At 44.7% G+C, this 17,602-nt stretch carries 23 protein-coding genes; 2 read left to right on the top strand and 21 right to left on the bottom strand.

The genetic code is table 11. From position 1 onward, the window contains the following. Positions 1–11 precede the first annotated feature (11 nt). Positions 12–224, top strand: coding sequence for a spore germination protein (locus RAC86_RS13475; protein ID WP_014114261.1), 213 nt, complete (start codon positions 12–14; stop codon positions 222–224). Between the two features lie 153 nt (positions 225–377). Here the strand turns inward: RAC86_RS13475 and RAC86_RS13470 are convergent, their stop codons facing one another. Next, the gene (locus RAC86_RS13470) at positions 378–809 is read right to left on the bottom strand and encodes a peptidylprolyl isomerase (RefSeq protein ID WP_003223931.1); all 432 of its coding nucleotides are present in this window, start codon (positions 807–809) and stop codon (positions 378–380) included. 256 nt (positions 810–1,065) lie between these two features. Here RAC86_RS13470 and RAC86_RS13465 point away from each other — a divergent pair, with 256 nt between their 5' ends. Then, entirely contained in the window at positions 1,066–1,938 is an 873-nt protein-coding gene (locus RAC86_RS13465; protein WP_014114262.1) for a DUF1002 domain-containing protein, read from the top strand. 28 nt (positions 1,939–1,966) lie between these two features. Here RAC86_RS13465 and lysA read toward each other — a convergent pair whose 3' ends face one another. The 20 genes from lysA to RAC86_RS13365 form a co-directional block, all read right to left on the bottom strand. After that, positions 1,967–3,286 carry a diaminopimelate decarboxylase gene (lysA, locus tag RAC86_RS13460; RefSeq protein ID WP_072183508.1) on the bottom strand — a complete coding sequence of 440 codons (1,320 nt, stop codon included), beginning with the start codon at positions 3,284–3,286 and terminating at the stop codon, positions 1,967–1,969. 106 nt (positions 3,287–3,392) lie between these two features. Then, the gene (locus RAC86_RS13455) at positions 3,393–4,874 is read right to left on the bottom strand and encodes a spore germination protein (protein WP_072566501.1); all 1,482 of its coding nucleotides are present in this window, start codon (positions 4,872–4,874) and stop codon (positions 3,393–3,395) included. After that, positions 4,819–5,436: a stage V sporulation protein SpoVABEA gene (spoVAEA, locus tag RAC86_RS13450; RefSeq protein WP_041520990.1), complete on the bottom strand. Its 618-nt coding sequence runs from the start codon at positions 5,434–5,436 to the stop codon at positions 4,819–4,821. The genes RAC86_RS13455 and spoVAEA overlap by 56 nt, the downstream gene beginning before the upstream one ends. A gap of 7 nt (positions 5,437–5,443) precedes the next feature. Then, entirely contained in the window at positions 5,444–5,794 is a 351-nt protein-coding gene (gene spoVAE, locus RAC86_RS13445) for a stage V sporulation protein AE (protein ID WP_003236718.1), read from the bottom strand. Between the two features lies 1 nt (position 5,795). Beyond that, positions 5,796–6,812, bottom strand: coding sequence for a stage V sporulation protein AD (gene spoVAD / locus RAC86_RS13440; protein WP_014114264.1), 1,017 nt, complete (start codon positions 6,810–6,812; stop codon positions 5,796–5,798). A gap of 12 nt (positions 6,813–6,824) precedes the next feature. Then, a complete protein-coding gene (spoVAC, locus tag RAC86_RS13435; protein ID WP_014114265.1) occupies positions 6,825–7,277 on the bottom strand; it encodes a stage V sporulation protein AC in 453 nt (150 codons plus the stop codon). A 12-nt stretch (positions 7,278–7,289) separates the two neighbouring features. Further along, the gene (spoVAB, locus tag RAC86_RS13430; RefSeq protein ID WP_072566502.1) at positions 7,290–7,715 is read right to left on the bottom strand and encodes a stage V sporulation protein SpoVAB; all 426 of its coding nucleotides are present in this window, start codon (positions 7,713–7,715) and stop codon (positions 7,290–7,292) included. Then, the gene (spoVAA, locus tag RAC86_RS13425) at positions 7,705–8,325 is read right to left on the bottom strand and encodes a stage V sporulation protein SpoVAA (protein WP_003223950.1); all 621 of its coding nucleotides are present in this window, start codon (positions 8,323–8,325) and stop codon (positions 7,705–7,707) included. The genes spoVAB and spoVAA overlap by 11 nt, the downstream gene beginning before the upstream one ends. Positions 8,326–8,451: 126 nt before the next feature. Next, entirely contained in the window at positions 8,452–9,219 is a 768-nt protein-coding gene (gene sigF, locus RAC86_RS13420) for an RNA polymerase sporulation sigma factor SigF (protein WP_014114268.1), read from the bottom strand. Between the two features lie 11 nt (positions 9,220–9,230). After that, positions 9,231–9,671 carry an anti-sigma F factor gene (gene spoIIAB, locus RAC86_RS13415; RefSeq protein ID WP_003223955.1) on the bottom strand — a complete coding sequence of 147 codons (441 nt, stop codon included), beginning with the start codon at positions 9,669–9,671 and terminating at the stop codon, positions 9,231–9,233. Beyond that, on the bottom strand, positions 9,668–10,021 hold the full coding sequence (gene spoIIAA / locus RAC86_RS13410; RefSeq protein ID WP_003223957.1) for an anti-sigma F factor antagonist: 354 nt from the start codon (positions 10,019–10,021) through the stop codon (positions 9,668–9,670). The genes spoIIAB and spoIIAA overlap by 4 nt, the downstream gene beginning before the upstream one ends. A gap of 95 nt (positions 10,022–10,116) precedes the next feature. Next, positions 10,117–11,286: a D-alanyl-D-alanine carboxypeptidase DacF gene (dacF, locus tag RAC86_RS13405; RefSeq protein WP_041520991.1), complete on the bottom strand. Its 1,170-nt coding sequence runs from the start codon at positions 11,284–11,286 to the stop codon at positions 10,117–10,119. Between the two features lie 159 nt (positions 11,287–11,445). Beyond that, entirely contained in the window at positions 11,446–12,261 is an 816-nt protein-coding gene (locus RAC86_RS13400) for a purine nucleoside phosphorylase I, inosine and guanosine-specific (protein WP_014114270.1), read from the bottom strand. 12 nt (positions 12,262–12,273) lie between these two features. Then, a complete protein-coding gene (gene deoB, locus RAC86_RS13395) occupies positions 12,274–13,458 on the bottom strand; it encodes a phosphopentomutase (RefSeq protein WP_072566503.1) in 1,185 nt (394 codons plus the stop codon). Between the two features lie 162 nt (positions 13,459–13,620). Then, positions 13,621–14,511 carry a site-specific tyrosine recombinase XerD gene (gene xerD, locus RAC86_RS13390; RefSeq protein WP_003236743.1) on the bottom strand — a complete coding sequence of 297 codons (891 nt, stop codon included), beginning with the start codon at positions 14,509–14,511 and terminating at the stop codon, positions 13,621–13,623. A 7-nt stretch (positions 14,512–14,518) separates the two neighbouring features. Next, positions 14,519–14,746, bottom strand: a complete 228-nt coding sequence (locus RAC86_RS13385) for a YqzK family protein (RefSeq protein WP_072566504.1) — start codon at positions 14,744–14,746, stop codon at positions 14,519–14,521. A gap of 124 nt (positions 14,747–14,870) precedes the next feature. Next, a complete protein-coding gene (fur, locus tag RAC86_RS13380) occupies positions 14,871–15,320 on the bottom strand; it encodes a ferric iron uptake transcriptional regulator (RefSeq protein ID WP_003223972.1) in 450 nt (149 codons plus the stop codon). A 112-nt stretch (positions 15,321–15,432) separates the two neighbouring features. Continuing rightward, the gene (gene spoIIM, locus RAC86_RS13375) at positions 15,433–16,077 is read right to left on the bottom strand and encodes a stage II sporulation protein M (RefSeq protein ID WP_014114272.1); all 645 of its coding nucleotides are present in this window, start codon (positions 16,075–16,077) and stop codon (positions 15,433–15,435) included. Between the two features lie 101 nt (positions 16,078–16,178). Continuing rightward, entirely contained in the window at positions 16,179–16,394 is a 216-nt protein-coding gene (locus RAC86_RS13370; RefSeq protein WP_072566505.1) for a hypothetical protein, read from the bottom strand. Between the two features lie 101 nt (positions 16,395–16,495). Further along, positions 16,496–17,602 (bottom strand): NAD(P)-dependent malic enzyme (locus tag RAC86_RS13365; protein ID WP_377885750.1); only part of this gene is annotated, 1,107 nt, incomplete at its 5' end.

Here is a 17,602-nt window from a genome sequence, read left to right as displayed (position 1 = left end):
AGACTCCGTAAATGATTGATTATCCTATTAATATAAACAACGTTTCCGGGAACAGTGTAGTAAACGTAGGCGGTGCTTTTACGATCAGTCCATTAACTGTGTCCAAATCTGTGTTTGGTTCCGGCGGCTCGAATACGGGAATTGTCATTGAAAACAATTTTGTAAGCCAATCCAAAATGATTAACAGTCAATTTTCCGATCAGAATGTGACTAAAATATTGTAATTCCTGTCTGCTTTTAAGTGAGACAAAACTCTCCTCTTTAACCGGATAAATGTCTTTTTGTTCACCGCCTCTAGCACTCAGGCGGTTTTCTATTGGATCATTTTTTGCAAATAAAAAAGCTTCCCCGAGATGGGAAAGCCTTCTGCCTGCCTATTAGCCTTCTACACGAACTTCTTTCATGACGTCGCCATTAGACATGTTTTTCGCGAATTCTAATCCGCTTGTTACTTTACCGAATACAGTGTGAACACCGTTCAAATGAGGCTGCGGCTCATGGACGATGAAAAATTGGCTGCCGCCAGTGTCTTTTCCAGCGTGTGCCATAGAAAGTGCGCCCGCTTCATGTGTATGCGGGTTTCCTTCTGTTTCACATTTGATTGTGTATCCCGGACCGCCTGTGCCAGTTCCGTGAGGGCAGCCGCCTTGGCTCACGAAGCCTGGAATCACTCGGTGGAATGTAAGCCCGTCATAAAAGCCTTCGTTCGCAAGCTTTTCAAAGTTTGCGACAGTACCCGGTGCAGCTTCAGGATAAAGTTCAAATTCAATTTTGTTGCCGTCTTCTAATAAAAAGTAACCTGTTTTCAATTGTATGCCTACTTTCTTTATTTTAATTTTCAAAGGAGATTATGTATGATAGGTTATAGCCTGTCTCTCCTTGTCGCGGCTATTATACCACACCTTTCGGGGGAAAACGAATCTCCCGGCTTTACAAAAAATAAAAATGAAACCTGGATCTCTTTATCTCCGTCTAACCTAACGGAACTGTATTTTCATCATGATTCAGGTCCTCGCAAAGCAGCTCTATCCAGCTGCTTGTGAAATTGAAGGAGGTCAAACTGCTTTGAAAAAAATATGGATTGGAATGCTGGCGGCGGCCGTTTTGCTGCTGACGATTCCGAAAGTCAGTCTCGCGGATGCCGCAGTTGGAGATGTCATTGTAACACTAGGTGCTGATTTATCAGAATCTGATAAACAAAAAGTGCTTGATGAAATGAATGTCCCTGATAATGCCACAACGGTAACTGTGACCAATAAGGAAGAACATGAATATTTAGGAAAATATATATCGAGCGCTCAAATCGGATCAAGAGCGATTTCTTCATCATCGATAACCATTGCCAAAAAAGGCTCTGGACTGAATGTTGAAACACATAATATCAGCGGCATTACAGATGAAATGTACCTGAATGCGCTGATGACTGCCGGTGTTAAAGATGCGAAGGTGTATGTTACAGCACCGTTTGAAGTATCCGGGACTGCGGCTTTAACTGGATTGATTAAGGCGTATGAAGTTTCTTCTGATGAAGCGATCTCGGAAGATGTTAAGCAAGTAGCCAACCAAGAGCTTGTTACGACATCAGAGCTTGGAGACAAAATCGGTAACGAAAATGCAGCTGCGCTGATTGCAAAAATCAAAGAAGAGTTTGCTAAAAACGGTGTGCCTGACAATAAAGCTGACATTGAAAAACAAGTGGACGATGCAGCTTCTGATTTAAACGTCACACTTACAGACAGCCAAAAAGATCAGCTTGTCTCCCTATTCAATAAAATGAAAAATGTTGACATCGACTGGGGACAGGTCGGTGACCAGCTTGATAAAGCGAAAGATAAGATTACGAAATTCATAGAATCAGATGAGGGCAAAAACTTCATCCAGAAAGTCATTGATTTCTTCGTATCTATCTGGAATGCGATTGTTTCTATATTCAAATAAGAAAAAGCGCCGAGAAATCGGCGCTTTTTTATTGCTTTACACTCGTTTTAAAGGGCAGGTCAAGTTTCACAATATCCTCGTATGTTTCTCGCTTCACGACTAAGTGATCCTCGCCATTTTCTACAAATACAACGGCAGGTCTCGGAATTCGATTGTAATTGTTGGCCATGCTGTATCCGTAAGCGCCTGTACAAAAAACAGCAAGAAGATCGCCTTCTTTTACTTCCGGCAGGTCAATATCCCAAATCAGCATATCGCCGCTTTCACAGCACTTTCCGGCAATCGAAACCGTTTTGTCATGCGCTTCTCCGATACGGTTGGCTGTCGCAGCTTCATACTTAGCCTGATAAAGTGCAGGACGAATATTGTCGTTCATGCCTCCGTCTACAGCTACATACTGGCGGACGCCCGGCACTTCTTTTTGAGAACCAACCGTATAAAGGGTTGTGCCCGCGTCTCCCACGAGAGAGCGTCCCGGTTCGATCCAAATTTCCGGAATGTTAAAACCGTAACGGGCAGCATTTTCTTTCACAGCTTCGATAATTTTTTCAACGTATTCAGTTGCGTGGAGCGGTTCATCGTCTTCCGTATAACGGATGCCAAAACCTCCTCCAAGATTCAATACCTTGGATACAAACGAATATGATTCTCTCCACTCGTCCAGTTTTTTGAAGATTTTTTCCGCGGCTAACACAAAACCGGCCGTATCAAAAATTTGCGAACCGATATGGCAATGGACACCGAGCAGCTGAATGTGTTCTGATTGCAATACTTGCTCAATCGCCCGTTCAGTTTGTCCGTTATGAAGGTCGAAACCGAACTTTGAATCTTCCTGACCAGTTGTAATGTAGTCATGCGTATGCGCTTCTACTCCGGGTGTGATCCGAAGAAGAACATCGATGGAATGTCCCGTTTCTTCACATAGGTCTTCCAAAAGCGAAATTTCATAGAAATTATCCACCACAATGCAGCCGATGCGATGCTCAAGTGCCATCCGCAGTTCTTCCCTGCTCTTGTTATTCCCATGAAAGTGAATGCGTTCTGCCGGAAAGCCTGCGGCAACAGCTGTATAAAGCTCTCCCCCGGACACAACATCTAAAGAAAGTCCCTCTTCCTCAGCGAGCTGAATCATTGCAACTGATGAGAACGCTTTGCTCGCATATGCCACCTGTGCTTTCAGCCCTGCAGTAATAAATGCCTGCTTAAAGCTTTTAGCACGCTCACGTATTAAAGCCACATCATATACGTAAAGAGGTGTGCCATATTTTTCTGCTAAATAGAGAGCGTCCACACCTCCGATTTCTAAATGCCCATGTTGATTTTGTCTGCTTGTGCCATGTAAGAACAATGTCATTCCCTCTTTCTCCGCTTATGGGTGAAAAGGACAGTTTTATGGACTGTCCCTTCATAATTAAGACATACATTATCATACTCTTCAGGCAGTTTCAATGCGATTATGAATTGGTAGGCTGTCTTAAGCGATTTCTTGGGTGAACGATACTTGGTCTTACTTTTGCACCAGGTTTCGCTGTACGGATCAGCACCTGCCACAGCGCCTTGCCGTTAAAGGGAATCAGCGGCCACAAGTACGGTGTCTGGAGAGATTTGATGCTGGCCATGGCAATAATTAACACTGTAAATCCGATAACGAGCCCTTTTACATGAAATATAGCAACGAGTATCATGAGAGTGAGACGGCCCATTTTGTTTGCCAAACTTAATTCATAACTAGGCGTGGCAAAGGTTCCAATTGCTGCAAGTGAAACGTAAAGAATAACCTCTGGCGAAAACAGGCCGACCTCAATGGCAATTTGTCCGATCAGCACAGCGGCAATGATACCCATCGCCGTGGATAAAGCTGTCGGGGTATGAATGGCAGCCATTCTGAGAAACTCGACCCCTAAATCAGCTAAGAATATCTGCAGGATGATCGGAATATGCGTATTCTTATTCAAACCAATAAATTCCATATTATCGGGAAGCAGGTCCGGCTGCAGGACAAAGAGAAACCAAATCGGAAGAAATATAGTGGATGCAATGATACCGAAGAATCTTACCCATCTTAAAAAAGTGCCGACTGCAGGCGCCTGCCTGTATTCTTCAGCATGCTGAACATGGTGGAACAAAGTCGTCGGGGTGATAATCACACTCGGTGATGTATCAACCATAATGATGACATGGCCTTCAAGTACATGATTAGCCGCCACATCCGGCCTTTCTGTATAGCGGACGAGCGGGTACGGGTTGTAGCTTTGTTTAATGATAAATTCCTCTACTGTTTTGTCTGCCATTGTTAATCCGTCAACATCAATGGCAGCAATTTCTTTTTCCACGATGTCAACCAGATCCGGATCTGCAATATCTTCTATATAACAAATACTCAGGTCCGTTTTTGATCGCTCGCCAACCTTTGTCATCTTGATGCGAAGACGTTCGTCTCTGATCCGCCGTCTGAGAAGCGCCGTATTGACAACGATGTTCTCAACAAATCCGTCTCTGGCTCCCCTGACCACCTTTTCTGTATCAGGCTCTTCCGGATTTCTGCCCGGATAGCTTCTGACATCAATAATAAATGCGAAGCCTGCGCCTTCAACAATGACTGCAACTAATCCGGACAGCACTTGGTCAGTTGTTTCATCCAGCGTTTTTACTTTTTCAACCTGGGCATTAAGAAGCCTGTTTTCGACAATATCAACCAGATTATCTGGATCCTCATCCCGATTGTTAATGAAAACAAGTTCTCTCATTAAATGAATGATATAAGCGGTGTCGGATAATCCATTCAGATAGTAAAGCTGTATTTCCTTGTCTAAGATATTAAGCTTGCGAACCCCCACATCATAGCTAATTCCCATTCCGACCCGATTTTTAAAATACGCTTCATTTTTGGCTGGATCTCGATAAACCCGGATTTTCTCTTCCTTTTGGTCCGGCATGATACCCGCTCCTTTCTAAAATAAACTCGACCGCTTTCATGGTGATTGGCGACCCTTTTGAGATATCGTCTTTTCTGCCCATTTTGCCGATATCCCCGATGCCGACAATAAGCGGGAGATCAAGTTTATCAAGGCAATAGACAGTATCTCCGCTCATTCTGTGTTCATCAAATTCCCTTTCTCCGACTTTATCCACGCCGTATTCTGTTATTTCTCCATTGCGGTCAATGCTTACATCAACTCTGGTCCATTCAGCCTGATGTGTTTTTGACGCGACCGCAATCACACCGAGCACTTCAATTGACGGATGGGTGGCGACATAGGTAAGAGCGGCTTCTCCCGGACCCTCTCCTTGAAGGCCTGAGTCGTCAAACATGACAAAGACAGGATCATACGGTGCAGAGGTGATCAGCTTGACAAGCTCCGCGCCGCTGCGGATGGAAGGGTTGCCTTTTGATTGTGAAATACATCGGCCTCCCACTTGGCTTGCGGCGTATTCAATTGTTTTAGCGGCATACACGTCCCCGTCTGTTACCAGTATGACCTTTCGCTTTGTCGTCATGTTGACATTATCCTTTCGGTTTGAAAATAACAGCTACGAGAAAGGCGAAGAGAATGGCGGCTGAGATACCGGCAGATGTCAGCTCAAAAATCCCCATGCCGATCCCGATAAATCCGTGTATATGCGCCTGATGCATGGCACCATGCAGAAGACTGTGGCCAAAGCTGACGATCGGAACAGTGGCGCCTCCTCCGGCAAATTCAATAAATTTATCGTAAATCCCGAAACCATCTAAAATCGCCCCTATAACGACAAAGGACGTCATGACGTGGGCTGGCGTCAATTTAAATACGTCTAACAGCAGCTGGCCAACAATACAAATGGCCCCGCCGCATACAAAAGCCAAAAGGTAGTCCATGTTAAGATGCACCTCCTGCACGCTCAAATACAACCCCGTGGGCGATGGTCGGGATGGTTTCTTTTTGCTGGACCATTGTCGGGCTTAACAGCGCCCCGGTCGCCACGACAAATACACGGTTTAATTTTCCTTCTCTCAGCTGCTTAAAAATGTGAGAGTAAGTAACGACCGCTGAACATGCGCAGCCGCTCCCTCCGGCAAAGACCTGCTGATCCGGCGTATAAACCAGAAGCCCGCAATCATCATGCTTTGTGCCGACCGGATAGCCATCTTCTTTTAAGATGTCTTTTACGATGGGAGATCCGACGCCGGATAGGTCACCTGTCAGGATCAGATCATAGTCATCCGCTGTCCGGTTGAGGTCTTTAAAGTGCTGCTTAATCGTATCAGCTGCAGCCGGAGCCATGGCCGATCCCATATCAAACGGATCTGTAATTCCTAAGTCAGAAACCTTTCCGACAGTCGCGCTTGTGATTTGGATATCACCCGGTGTCTGGCTGATGACAACTGCTCCGCTTCCGGTGACAGTAGAGGTGGCAGTGTCCGGTTTTTGGCCTCCGTATTCTGTGGGATAACGAAACTGTCTTTCCGCTGTGGCATTATGACTGCTGGTGGCAGCGAGCGCCCTCTTCGCAAACCCGCCGTCAACTAGGGCTGATGCGACAGCCACTGTTTCCATTGATGTTGAACAGGCGCCAAACATACAAAGAAACGGAATGTTCAAGTGTCTTGCCACATAGTTGGCCGTCACGTTTTGATTCAGCAAGTCGCCTGCCAGCAATAGATCAATATCATCTTTTGTCAGATTATTTTTTTGAAGCGCTGAAGTAATAGCATCTTCCATTAACTGGCGTTCAGCCATTTCCCAGCTTTTTTGATTACAGTGCATCTCGTCATAGGTTTTATCATATAAAGAGCCGAGCGGCCCGTCTTTTTCCTTTGGTCCGGCTGCCGTTCCCGCCGAGTTGACAAATAAGGGATGTTCAAATACCCAGGTTTGCTTTCCTGTTAATTTCATTTTCTTCTCCTCCTATGACATCAGTTTCTCAAAAGCAAACCGAATCATTCCGACGATGTAAGCAGCCACAACACCAAAAACGATGACATTTCCCGCCAGTTTAAACATATTTGTCGCTACTCCGAGCACAAACCCTTCGCTTTTATATTCAAGAGCCGCGCTTGCCATGCTGTTGGCGAAACCTGTGACCGGTACAGCTGAACCGGCGCCTGCAAACTGTCCGATTCTGTCATAGATACCGAACCCGGTCAGCAGGGCTGAAATTAATATCAGTGTTGCCGCCGTTGGATTTCCCGCTGTTTTTTCATTAAAATCAAAAAAATGGATATAAAAATTCTGCAGACCTTGCCCGATCGCACAGATCAGACCGCCTACCAGAAAGGCTTTTACACAGTTCCAGACGTAAGGCGGCTTAGGCTGATATGTTTTCACTTTTGATTTGTAGTTTTCTTTTATGTTTGTCATCTTGAAACCTCCTTATGAATGATCAATAAAATACAGCCAGTGAAATAAAGATCCCGCGATTTTCCCAATCACGATGGCCATTAAGAGAATAATGATTTTACTTCTGAGTCCGATTCGTTTTGCTAAAATCGGCAAGACATTTAAAACCTCTGTAAGGGCAGCTGCAAGCATCCCGACAAACAAACCTGCCAGCAGCCCGACCGGCACGGCAATCCATTTTGTTAAAAAAAGATGGTTCATATGAAGCGTCTCCCATCCCCCGCATACCGCGCCAAGAATAACAGCCGCTTCATAAGCTTGAACAAATCTCATCGTTTTGGTGAGCTGCATCAGCCGCGGAATGATTCCCATTACGGTTAAAAAAGCAACGAAGCCAGCCCCTACCGTGATGCCTCCGCCGAGCCCGACAAAAATAATGAACAATATACTAACGATCATGCAAGTCCTTTATTGTTTCTTGATTCTCATGCATGGCCACATATTGGTCGAGATCAAGCTGGTAGTTAAACATCTCAACCTCCAACGGGCTGGGCTCTTCATTAAGGCGCTTTTTAAATATGTGGTTAAAAAACACAATCATCCCCAGTCCCAAACCGATGCTGTATGGGATTTGAAGCAAATATGGATAGTCATTTCTCTCTCCGGTTATGATTTCATATAGTGCGATATGAACATCTCTCATGCTTACATCCTCATGAAAGTTCATAATGGCAAGACACGATCCGATAAACAGAAGCAGCCAGACACCGATAAACAGAACCGTTGATAACTGCCGTTTCCGATACTGAATTTCAACAATGGTTTCTGCTCCTCCTACCGTTTGAACATCAAGTGTCGGATCTTGTAAATGAATGGCTTTGAGGACTTGTATGATATCCAGAATTACAATATTTTTATCTTTTTCGCTCACCTGATAAAGCGGCATAGCCGACAGTTTTTTTTTCAGCTGAAGCTGTCCTTCAATTTGCGCGGCATCTCCAACCGTGATGATATCTCCCGGATGGGCCAGCACCCTGTGGCGAAGTCGGATAAATATACGTCGTTCCATCATTGATCACCATCTTTCGGTGGTTATATATGTAGTATGTGGTTCGATTTTGTTCTCATTCATCTGCTCGAAAAGACCATAAATTACCATGCTTTTGCACACAAAAAAGCTAGCCTGCATTGCAGACTAGCTATCCGTATGATCCATTTGAACCTTGATCTGTTTTAATATTTTCTTTTCAAGCCTGGAAACCTGAACTTGAGAGATCCCAAGCCGCTCAGCCACCTCGGACTGCGTCTGGTCTTTATAATATCTGAGATAGACGATTAGTTTTTCCCTTTCCTCCAAATCGCTGATCGCTTCTTTCAGCGCAATCTTCTCAAACCATTTTTCTTCTGAGTTGTCAGCGATTTGATCAAGCAGGGTAATCGGATCTCCGTCATTCTCATAAACGGTTTCGTGAATCGAAGACGGAGCCCTTACCGCCTCTTGGGCGAGTACGACATCTTCTGCTTCAATTTCCAAATGATCGGCGATCTCCTGCACCGTCGGCACTCTGCCTAGTGTTTTTGAAAGCTCATCCTTCGCGCGCCGGATTTTGTTTCCGAGCTCTTTTAATGACCTTGACACCTTTACGGTTCCGTCATCACGAATAAAACGCTGGATTTCACCGATAATCATTGGCACTGCATACGTTGAAAAACGCACATCATAGGTTAAATCAAATTTGTCCACAGATTTTAACAGCCCGATGCAGCCGATCTGAAAGAGATCGTCAGGCTCGTATCCTCTGTTTAAAAACCGCTGTACGACAGACCAAACAAGACGCATGTTTTTTTCTATGAGGAGGTCTCTTGCCTGCTGGTCGCCATCTTGGCTTTGTTTGATTAATTCCTTTACTTCATGATCCTTCAGCTGAGCGTTTTTGCCGTTTTTCTTAACCTCCACATCCATAACAAATCTCCTTAATTACAAAGCGCTTTGCTTTTTGATAAGTGCTTTGTTAAGCGAATCGTTGTGCCCATCTCAGGTGATGAATCGATACTGACATCATCCATGAAATTCTCCATAATAGTAAAGCCCATTCCAGAACGCTCAAGCTCAGGCTTAGTCGTGAATAAAGGCTGGCGGGCTTCTTCAAGATCTGTAATGCCCCTGCCTTCATCACGAATGGTCATATATACGACATGATCTTCCAGCGTCACTGAAATGTAAACTTTTCCGTCACAGTTCTCTTCATATCCATGGATAATAGCATTCGTCACAGCCTCTGACACGACTGTTTTGATTTCGGTCAGTTCGTCCATTGTCGGGTCAAGCTGGGCAATAAACGAAGCAACTGTGACACGGGCGAACGATTCATTCTGGCTGAGGGCAGAAAATTCAAGATGCATTTCGTTTTTCATGATGCCACCCCCAGCGTCAGCAGCGCCTGCTGCTCAGATTGTTCAAAACGGATAATTTTAAACAGACCCGACATATCAAACAGCCGCTTCACCGCAGGTGAGATAGCGCAAACGACCATTTCCCCGCCAATTTGCTTAATTTGCTTGTATCTTCCTAAAATGACGCCAAGCCCCGAGCTGTCCATAAAGGAAAGGTCCTCCAGATTCAGCACGATATGGCGAATATCATCCTTCTCCAATGATTGAGTCACTTTTTGTTTCAGGGTTTCAGCCGTATGGTGATCGAGTTCGCCTGTTAATCGAATACAAAGCACAGATTCTTTGACATGCATGTCAATTCCAAGGCTCATGCTCATTCCTCCTTGATATGATCGGATAATGAGTGTTTCGATTTCGACGGAATGAATTCCTTCACCGTGACAAAACTAGTGATCATTCGGCATAATTATTTAAATTTTGTCCAGTCTCCCATCGTCCGCTTCAAGAATGTTATGAACCCGGCTTTCTTCATATCTTCTTTAGCAGCAACAGGACTTTCAGCGAGCACTTCTCCATCCTTTTTCAGAACGAGTGTCCCAAGCTCTTGGCCTTTTTGAACAGGAGCACTTACATTGTCATTCAATTTGATTTCTTTTTTCACATTTTTCATATCCTCGCCTTTTTTCGTCAATATTGAAATCGGCTCAGAAGTAGTGAGTTCGATAAATTTTTGTTTGCCTTTTTTGACCTTTACTTTTGCTACTATTTCATTTCGTTTATATAAAGGATGTGTTTCATATTGACTAAAAGCGAAATCAAGCATCTTTGTCACTTGCGCGTTTCTATCTTTAGGTGTGCTCGCTCCGAACACAACCGCAATGGCCCGCATGTTTCCTTTTTTAGCTGAAGCTGTCAGACAATATTTGGCCTCTCCTGTATAGCCTGTTTTTACACCGTCTACGCCAGGATAAAATTTGATAAGCCGATTCGTATTGACAAGCCAAAACTTTTTATCTGTATTTTCGCGCAAATAGTCTTCATACGTGCCGGTAAACTTCGTTATTGATTCGTATTTCAATAATTCCTTAGCCATGATTGCCATGTCATACGCAGAGCTGTAGTGTCCTTCCTCGGTCAGTCCGGTCGGGTTTTTGAAGGATGTATTTTTCAAGCCCAGCTCTTTTGCTTTTTTGTTCATTTTCTTCACAAATTCTTCTTCAGAGCCGGAAATGAATTCAGCCATCGCAACGGAAGCGTCATTTCCCGATGCGATTGCGATGCCTTTCAGCATTTCTTTGACAGTCATTTCCTCACCGGGTTCAAGGAAAATCTGCGAGCCGCCCATTGAAGCCGCGTGCTCGCTCGTACGGACCTTATCACTCATTTTGATTTTGCCTTCATCTAAAGCTTCCATAATTAAAAGCATCGTCATAATTTTCGTCATGCTTGCAGGCGCCAGTCTCTCATTACTGTTCTTGTTGTAAAGCACTTTTCCCGTGTCACGTTCTATCAGCACCGCAGACTTCGCTTCATGAGCAAGCTCCGATGTGCCTTTTCCGTCTTGTTTTGCAAATGCAGACGGTGCAAATGTAAGTAGCATTATACCAATCAACAAAGTGGATAAAAGACGTTTCATCTCAAAAGCCCTCCATTTCATAATCCTTTTTATTTTTTCCAAGCCGGATGGTTTTATACGCCACTGATGGAAAATGTTTCGTATCTTTTTTGGGCATAAAAAAAGACAGCTGCGTCATATCAGACACAGCTGTCTTTTGATCTTGCTATCACTCCATTTTTATTCGTACTGAGCGACGACTGCTTTTACAAGCTGCAAGAATCCTGCTTTTACTTTTTCCGTCACTTCCATTACTTCATCGTGACTTAAAGGCTGATCCAGAATTCCGGCTGCCGCGTTAGAGATGCAGGAAATGCCAAGGACACGCATTCCTGCATGATTCGCCACAATGACTTCCGGAACAGTAGACATGCCGACTGCGTCAGAACCCATTGTTCTTAAGAAACGGACTTCTGCCGGTGTTTCGTAAGATGGTCCTGTCACAGCGGTATACACGCCTTTTTGAATTGGAATGTTAAGGTCTTTCGCAATTTTTTCAGCCAAGCTAGAAAGGTCTTTGTCATAGGCTGAAGACATATCTGGAAATCTGGCGCCGAAATCGGCTTCATTTGGCCCGATCAGCGGGTTTGTTCCCATAAAGTTGATATGGTCAGTAATGATCATTAAGTCTCCCGCACGGAATTCAGTATTGACACCGCCAGCGGCATTTGTCACGATCAATGCTTCCACGCCGAGCGCTTTCATCACGCGTACAGGGAAAGTGACTTTCTCCATTGAATAGCCTTCATAAAAATGAAAACGGCCCTGCATAGCTATGACGGAAACTCCTTCAAGGGTGCCAAGCACAAGCTGGCCAGCATGTCCCTCAACAGTGGATACCGGGAATTCAGGTATGTCTTCATATTTCAGCTTGACCGGATTTTCGATTTCATCCGCCAAAATACCAAGACCTGAGCCTAAAATAAGGCCGATCTTCGGAGATTCCGGCAGGTTTTTCTTAATAAAAGCGGCTGCGCGTTCGATTCTGTCTTTCAAGAAACAGTCCCCCTATTGTAATAAAGATAAAAAGCTTTTCCCGTATTTCGGTTTATTCGTTTGGAAATTATCAGCGATCGTTGCACCGATATCAGCAAATGTATCTGCAAGCGGCAGCATTTGCGCTTTCTTATGTTTTTTGCTGTAAGCAAGAATCGGCACGTACTCGCGTGTATGGTCTGTCCCGTGATGAATCGGATCATTGCCGTGGTCAGCTGTAATGATTAACAGATCGTCTTCTTTCATTTTCTCAAACACTTCCGGAAGACGTGCATCAAATTCTTCAAGCGCACGCCCGTAGCCCTCTGGGTCACGGCGATGTCCGAATAAAGCGTCAAAATCAACAAGGTTCGCAAAGCTCAGACCAGTAAAGTCTTCTCCCAGCGTATCGATCACCTTGTCCATTCCGTCCATATTGGAAACTGTTCTCCGTGAAGATGTAATGCCTTCTCCGTCATAAATATCAGAGATTTTTCCGATTGAGATCACATCTAAGCCGCTGTCTTTCAATTCATTCATGACAGTGCGGTCAAACGGCTTAAGCGCATAGTCATGACGGTTTGGTGTCCGTTTAAATTGTCCCGGCTCTCCGACGAACGGCCGTGCGATAATGCGGCCTACCATATACTTCGGATCAAGCGTCAGCTCTCTCGCCGTTTCACAAATGCGGTACAGCTCTTCAAGCGGCACAACCTCTTCGTGAGCGGCAATTTGCAGAACAGAGTCAGCAGATGTGTATACAATTAAAGCCCCTGTCTCCATGTGCTCCTGGCCAAGTTCATCCAAAATCGCTGTGCCGGAAGCCGGCTTATTTCCGATAATTTTGCGTCCGGATCTCTTTTCCAGCTCCTGAAGCAGTTCATCAGGAAAGCCTCCCGGGAACACTTTAAACGGTTTATCAATATACAAGCCCATGATCTCCCAATGGCCAGTCATGGTATCTTTACCGTTAGACGCTTCTTGCATTTTTCCAAAATACGCAAGCGGATGTTCTGTTTTTTCTACACCTTTGATATCTCCGATGAAACCAAGACCGAGTTTTGCCATATTCGGCATATGTAATCCATTCATATGCTCGGCAATATGCCCAAGCGTATTGGCGCCTTCGTCATTAAAGTCAGCGGCATCCGGCGCTTCGCCGATTCCGACTGAGTCCATCACAATTAAAAACACACGATTATATTTGTATGCAGGCATCTCCTGAAAGCCTCCTTTTTTTCTATACGTCTATTGTATCGCTAAGAGGTCAGACAACTCAAGTATAAACCGTTTTCATTCCCGTTGACAATGCATTCGGAAATAATGAGAAACTTCAATATTTTCTGTCGCCCTAAACAAAAAAGCCGCAGCCACCTGCGGCTAGGCGCGCGGATGAAATTGCTTGTACACATCCTTCAGCCTTGTTTTCGTCACATGCGTATAAATTTGCGTCGTGGATATATCCGCATGGCCGAGCATTTCCTGCACCGCTCTAAGATCAGCACCGTTCTCAAGCAGATGGGTCGCAAAGGAATGCCTGAGGGTATGCGGGGTCAGCTCTTTTTTGATCCCAGCTTCCAGCGCGATTTTCTTCAGGTTTTTCCAAAATCCCTGGCGGCTGATCTGTTTGCCGTGATGATTTAAAAAGAGAGCGTCAGACACATTGTTCTTTAACAGTTTTCCCCTGGCTTTTGTCATATATTCCTCAATAGCGGAAGCGGCGGCTTCTCCGATTGGCACAATCCGTTCTTTTCTTCCTTTCCCGAAGCAGCGGACAAAACCCATGGATAAATGAACATCTGCCGTTTTCAATTCAATCATCTCACTGACTCGTATGCCTGTCGCATAAAGCAGCTCTAGCATCGCTTTATCCCGATAGCCGAAAGGGCTTGTCAGCTTAGGCGTGTCCAATAATCGCTCGACCTCATTGAGAGCGAGCACCTTCGGAAGCGCCCGTTCGGTCTTTTGTGTTTCGATATGAACGGAAGGATCCTTGTCCGTCACCTTTTCCCTGAGCAGAAATTGGTGAAAAGAGCGAATCGATGCCAAATGCCGCGCCGATGTCTTGCCGGATTTCCCCGAGTCCTTCAAGTGCTTTAAATATTGGATAATATGTATGCGGGTTACGTGATTCCAATCTGTAACATGAAGGGTTTCTGTTAAATAGAGAGAATAGCTTTTCAAGTCACGTTCATAGGATACCACCGTGTTTTGGGAAAGCCCTCTCTCTACCATGACGTAGTGGATGAAATCCTTTATTTGATCTTTCACTCTTGATCTACTCCCCGTTTTGGTAAAAAAAGATCAACCGGTCGAACCATCCGCCTTTTTCATCCTGATCCATTTCAATAACTTTTACAGCGGAGCCTTCCGGTTTATCGTACCGATGATAGTTTTCATACTCTTGATTCACCCATATCATAGCATAATAGAACAGAGCGGTAAAACCGGTAAACAGGATGAAAACTTTCAATGCATCGAGAGCTGTTTTTAGGAATCTTCCCATGTCCTAATCGATCCTTTCCCTATGGTTCCAGTTATTTAAACCATATGCCAAATCAGAAAGGTTTTATACATAGAAACAGCAAAAAACCCTTTCCCCATGAGAAAAGGTTCGCGCTCGGCACCGTTTATTCAGTTTCTTTTCCGTTACAGCGGTGGCATATGCCGTGAAACGTCAATCTATGATCTTTAATCTTAAATTTCCAATCACGTTCAATGATTTCTTCCACGTCTTCAAGCAAATCTTCTTCAATTTCATCAACGGCTCCGCACTCCATGCACACCAAGTGGTGATGAAAGTGAGCTGCGCCCTCTTTCCGAAGGTCGTAACGGGACACGCCGTCTCCAAAGTTAATTTTATCAACGACTTTTAATTCAGTTAATAATTCAAGCGTACGGTATACTGTTGCGAGACCGATCTCAGGAGATTTCTCTTTTACGAGGAGGTATACATCTTCTGCGCTTAAATGGTCTTCTTCGTTTTCAAGCAGCACTCTTACTGTCGCTTCACGCTGAGGCGTAAGTTTGTAGCTGGATGAGTGCAGTTGTTTCTTAATTCGATCAATACGGTTTTCCATGTCTTTCCCTCCTACGCCGCATTCCATGACTCATTATAACAAAATACGCGCAGAGTTCCAACTATAATTATTATAAACTGATAAATAAAACGATTTTCTCTTAATAATCATTTTAAAAAAGTCTCGATGTAAGCTTTTCCATTAAAACTGGAGATAAATATGCTTCAAAGAGTGATGAGATCAGCGCTAAAAACAGAATGACCAGAAGCACAAAGGCATACCGCCCGAACCACTGAATCGGCGCGTCATGAAGGCTTCGTTTCACGAACAGCTGCCTAATTAACTTTAAAGAAAACGCAATCGCACACGTGCCCATAATGAGATAAGCCGGAATCAGCAGCACATTTTGGGGCAAAACGGAGACAAAGGATAAGAAAAAACCGCTGACTCCCATCTGATTGACAAGGAACCCGACAGTAAAGCCGACGACGATGCCTTTTAGAAAGATCATGATAAAAATAATCGGCATCCCAATAACGGAAATTCCCAATATCCACATCAACCCTAAATACTTTGCATTATGAAAGATACTTTGCCCAAACATATCAGATGAACTTGCCTGTTTTCCATCCGAAAGCTGTCCGAAAAATTGGCTTAAATAGTAGTATAAATCTTCTTTCTGGCTGATGGTCATGCTGTTGACAATAATCGCGCCAAAGATGACACCCATGAAAAACAGGACTGAGACAAATATATAAAGAGAGAGATGATCTTTGACATGTCGGAGAAACATGTCCTTATAAGAGATTTTTCGCATACCGTTTCCTCCCGCCCGCTCTAGTGATTTGATTTAATAGATTGTATGAAAGAAACGGAAAAACATGCCCTTTTTCAAAAAAGAAACGATAGAGAAGAATGCTAGGCGGCTTTTTGGAGCACAAAAAAATCCTTATCATCAACTGCCGTATGATCATAAGGATTCTTATGCCTCCGTTTATTCAAAATCTCTTTTTTGCTTTTTGCCAATCTTTCATGTGTGCTGAACGATGGTGTACTGCCTCTTGATAATATGACGTCACGTCCGCCATTTCTAAGCAGATGCTCCCGCTTCTTTTTCGCTCGGCTTTTTGCCATTCTGATCACTCCCTTATTTATTTTCACAACAATTATAGCAAAGATCATCATATGATGAGAAAAAACAGCACCTGTTTATGCCAGGTGCTGTTTTCCTTCATTTATTTTACTGCTGTAAGAGCGGCGTGCTCAACCGCAGCCGCTACCTCATGATGGACTTTTGAATCAAGCGGCTGAGGGACTACATCGCCTTGTTTTGTGCAGGCTGCGATGGCCTCTGCTGCTGCGACAAGCATATCATGATTAATCTCCTTGCTTTTTGCGTTGAGCGCTCCTCTGAAAATCCCCGGGAAACCGAGTACATTATTAACAGAACGCCCGTCAGCTGCATATGCGGCGCCAGCCTGCAGCGCGGCCTCCGGCTCAATTTCCGGCTTCGGATTCGATAAAGCCAAAATCACCTGGCCAGAACGCACAAATGCTGGTTTAATTAATCCCGGAACGCCCGTTGTGGCAATGACAATGTCACACGTTTCCATGAGCTTCTCAATGCTGGCAACTGCCTGTCCGCCGTATTGTTCGAGACGGTTCATTGCTGCCTCTGATTTGTCTGTTCCGTACACTGCTTTCACGCCGTAGGCCATAAACATCCGGCAGATGGCAACGCCTGCTGCGCCCAGGCCGATTTGTCCCACTTTCGCTTCTTTCAGGTCAACACCCGCACTCCTGCATGCCGAGATGGCAGCTGCCAGCGTGACAACAGCTGTACCGTGCTGATCATCATGCATAACAGGGATGTTCAGCTCCTCTTTTAGGCGGTCCTCGATTTCGAAGCAATGCGGCGAGCCGATATCTTCAAGCAGGATGCCGTTAAAACCCGGAGAAATATGCTTTACCGTTTTGATGATTTCTTCAGGATCACTCGTATCAAGCAATATCGGAATACCGCTAATACCCGCCAGCTGATCAAACAGAGCAGCCTTTCCTTCCATGACAGGCATGCCTGCCACAGAGCCAATATTCCCAAGACCGAGAATTGCCGTTCCATCCGTTACAATCGCCACAGAATTGCTGATCGTTGTATAAATAGACGCTTTTTCAGGTTCTTTTTCGATCAGCCTGCACACGTCTGCTACACCTGGTGTATAGACACGTCCGAGCTCTGCCAGTGAGCGGATCGGCATTTTGCTTTTCATTTGGATTTTTCCGCCTTCATGTGCGGACAGGACTTCATCAGATACGGTGTGAAGCCTGATCCCTTCTCCCAA

This window comes from Bacillus sp. LR_5, assembly GCF_042709275.1.
This window is presented reverse-complemented; position numbering and strand designations above follow the sequence as displayed.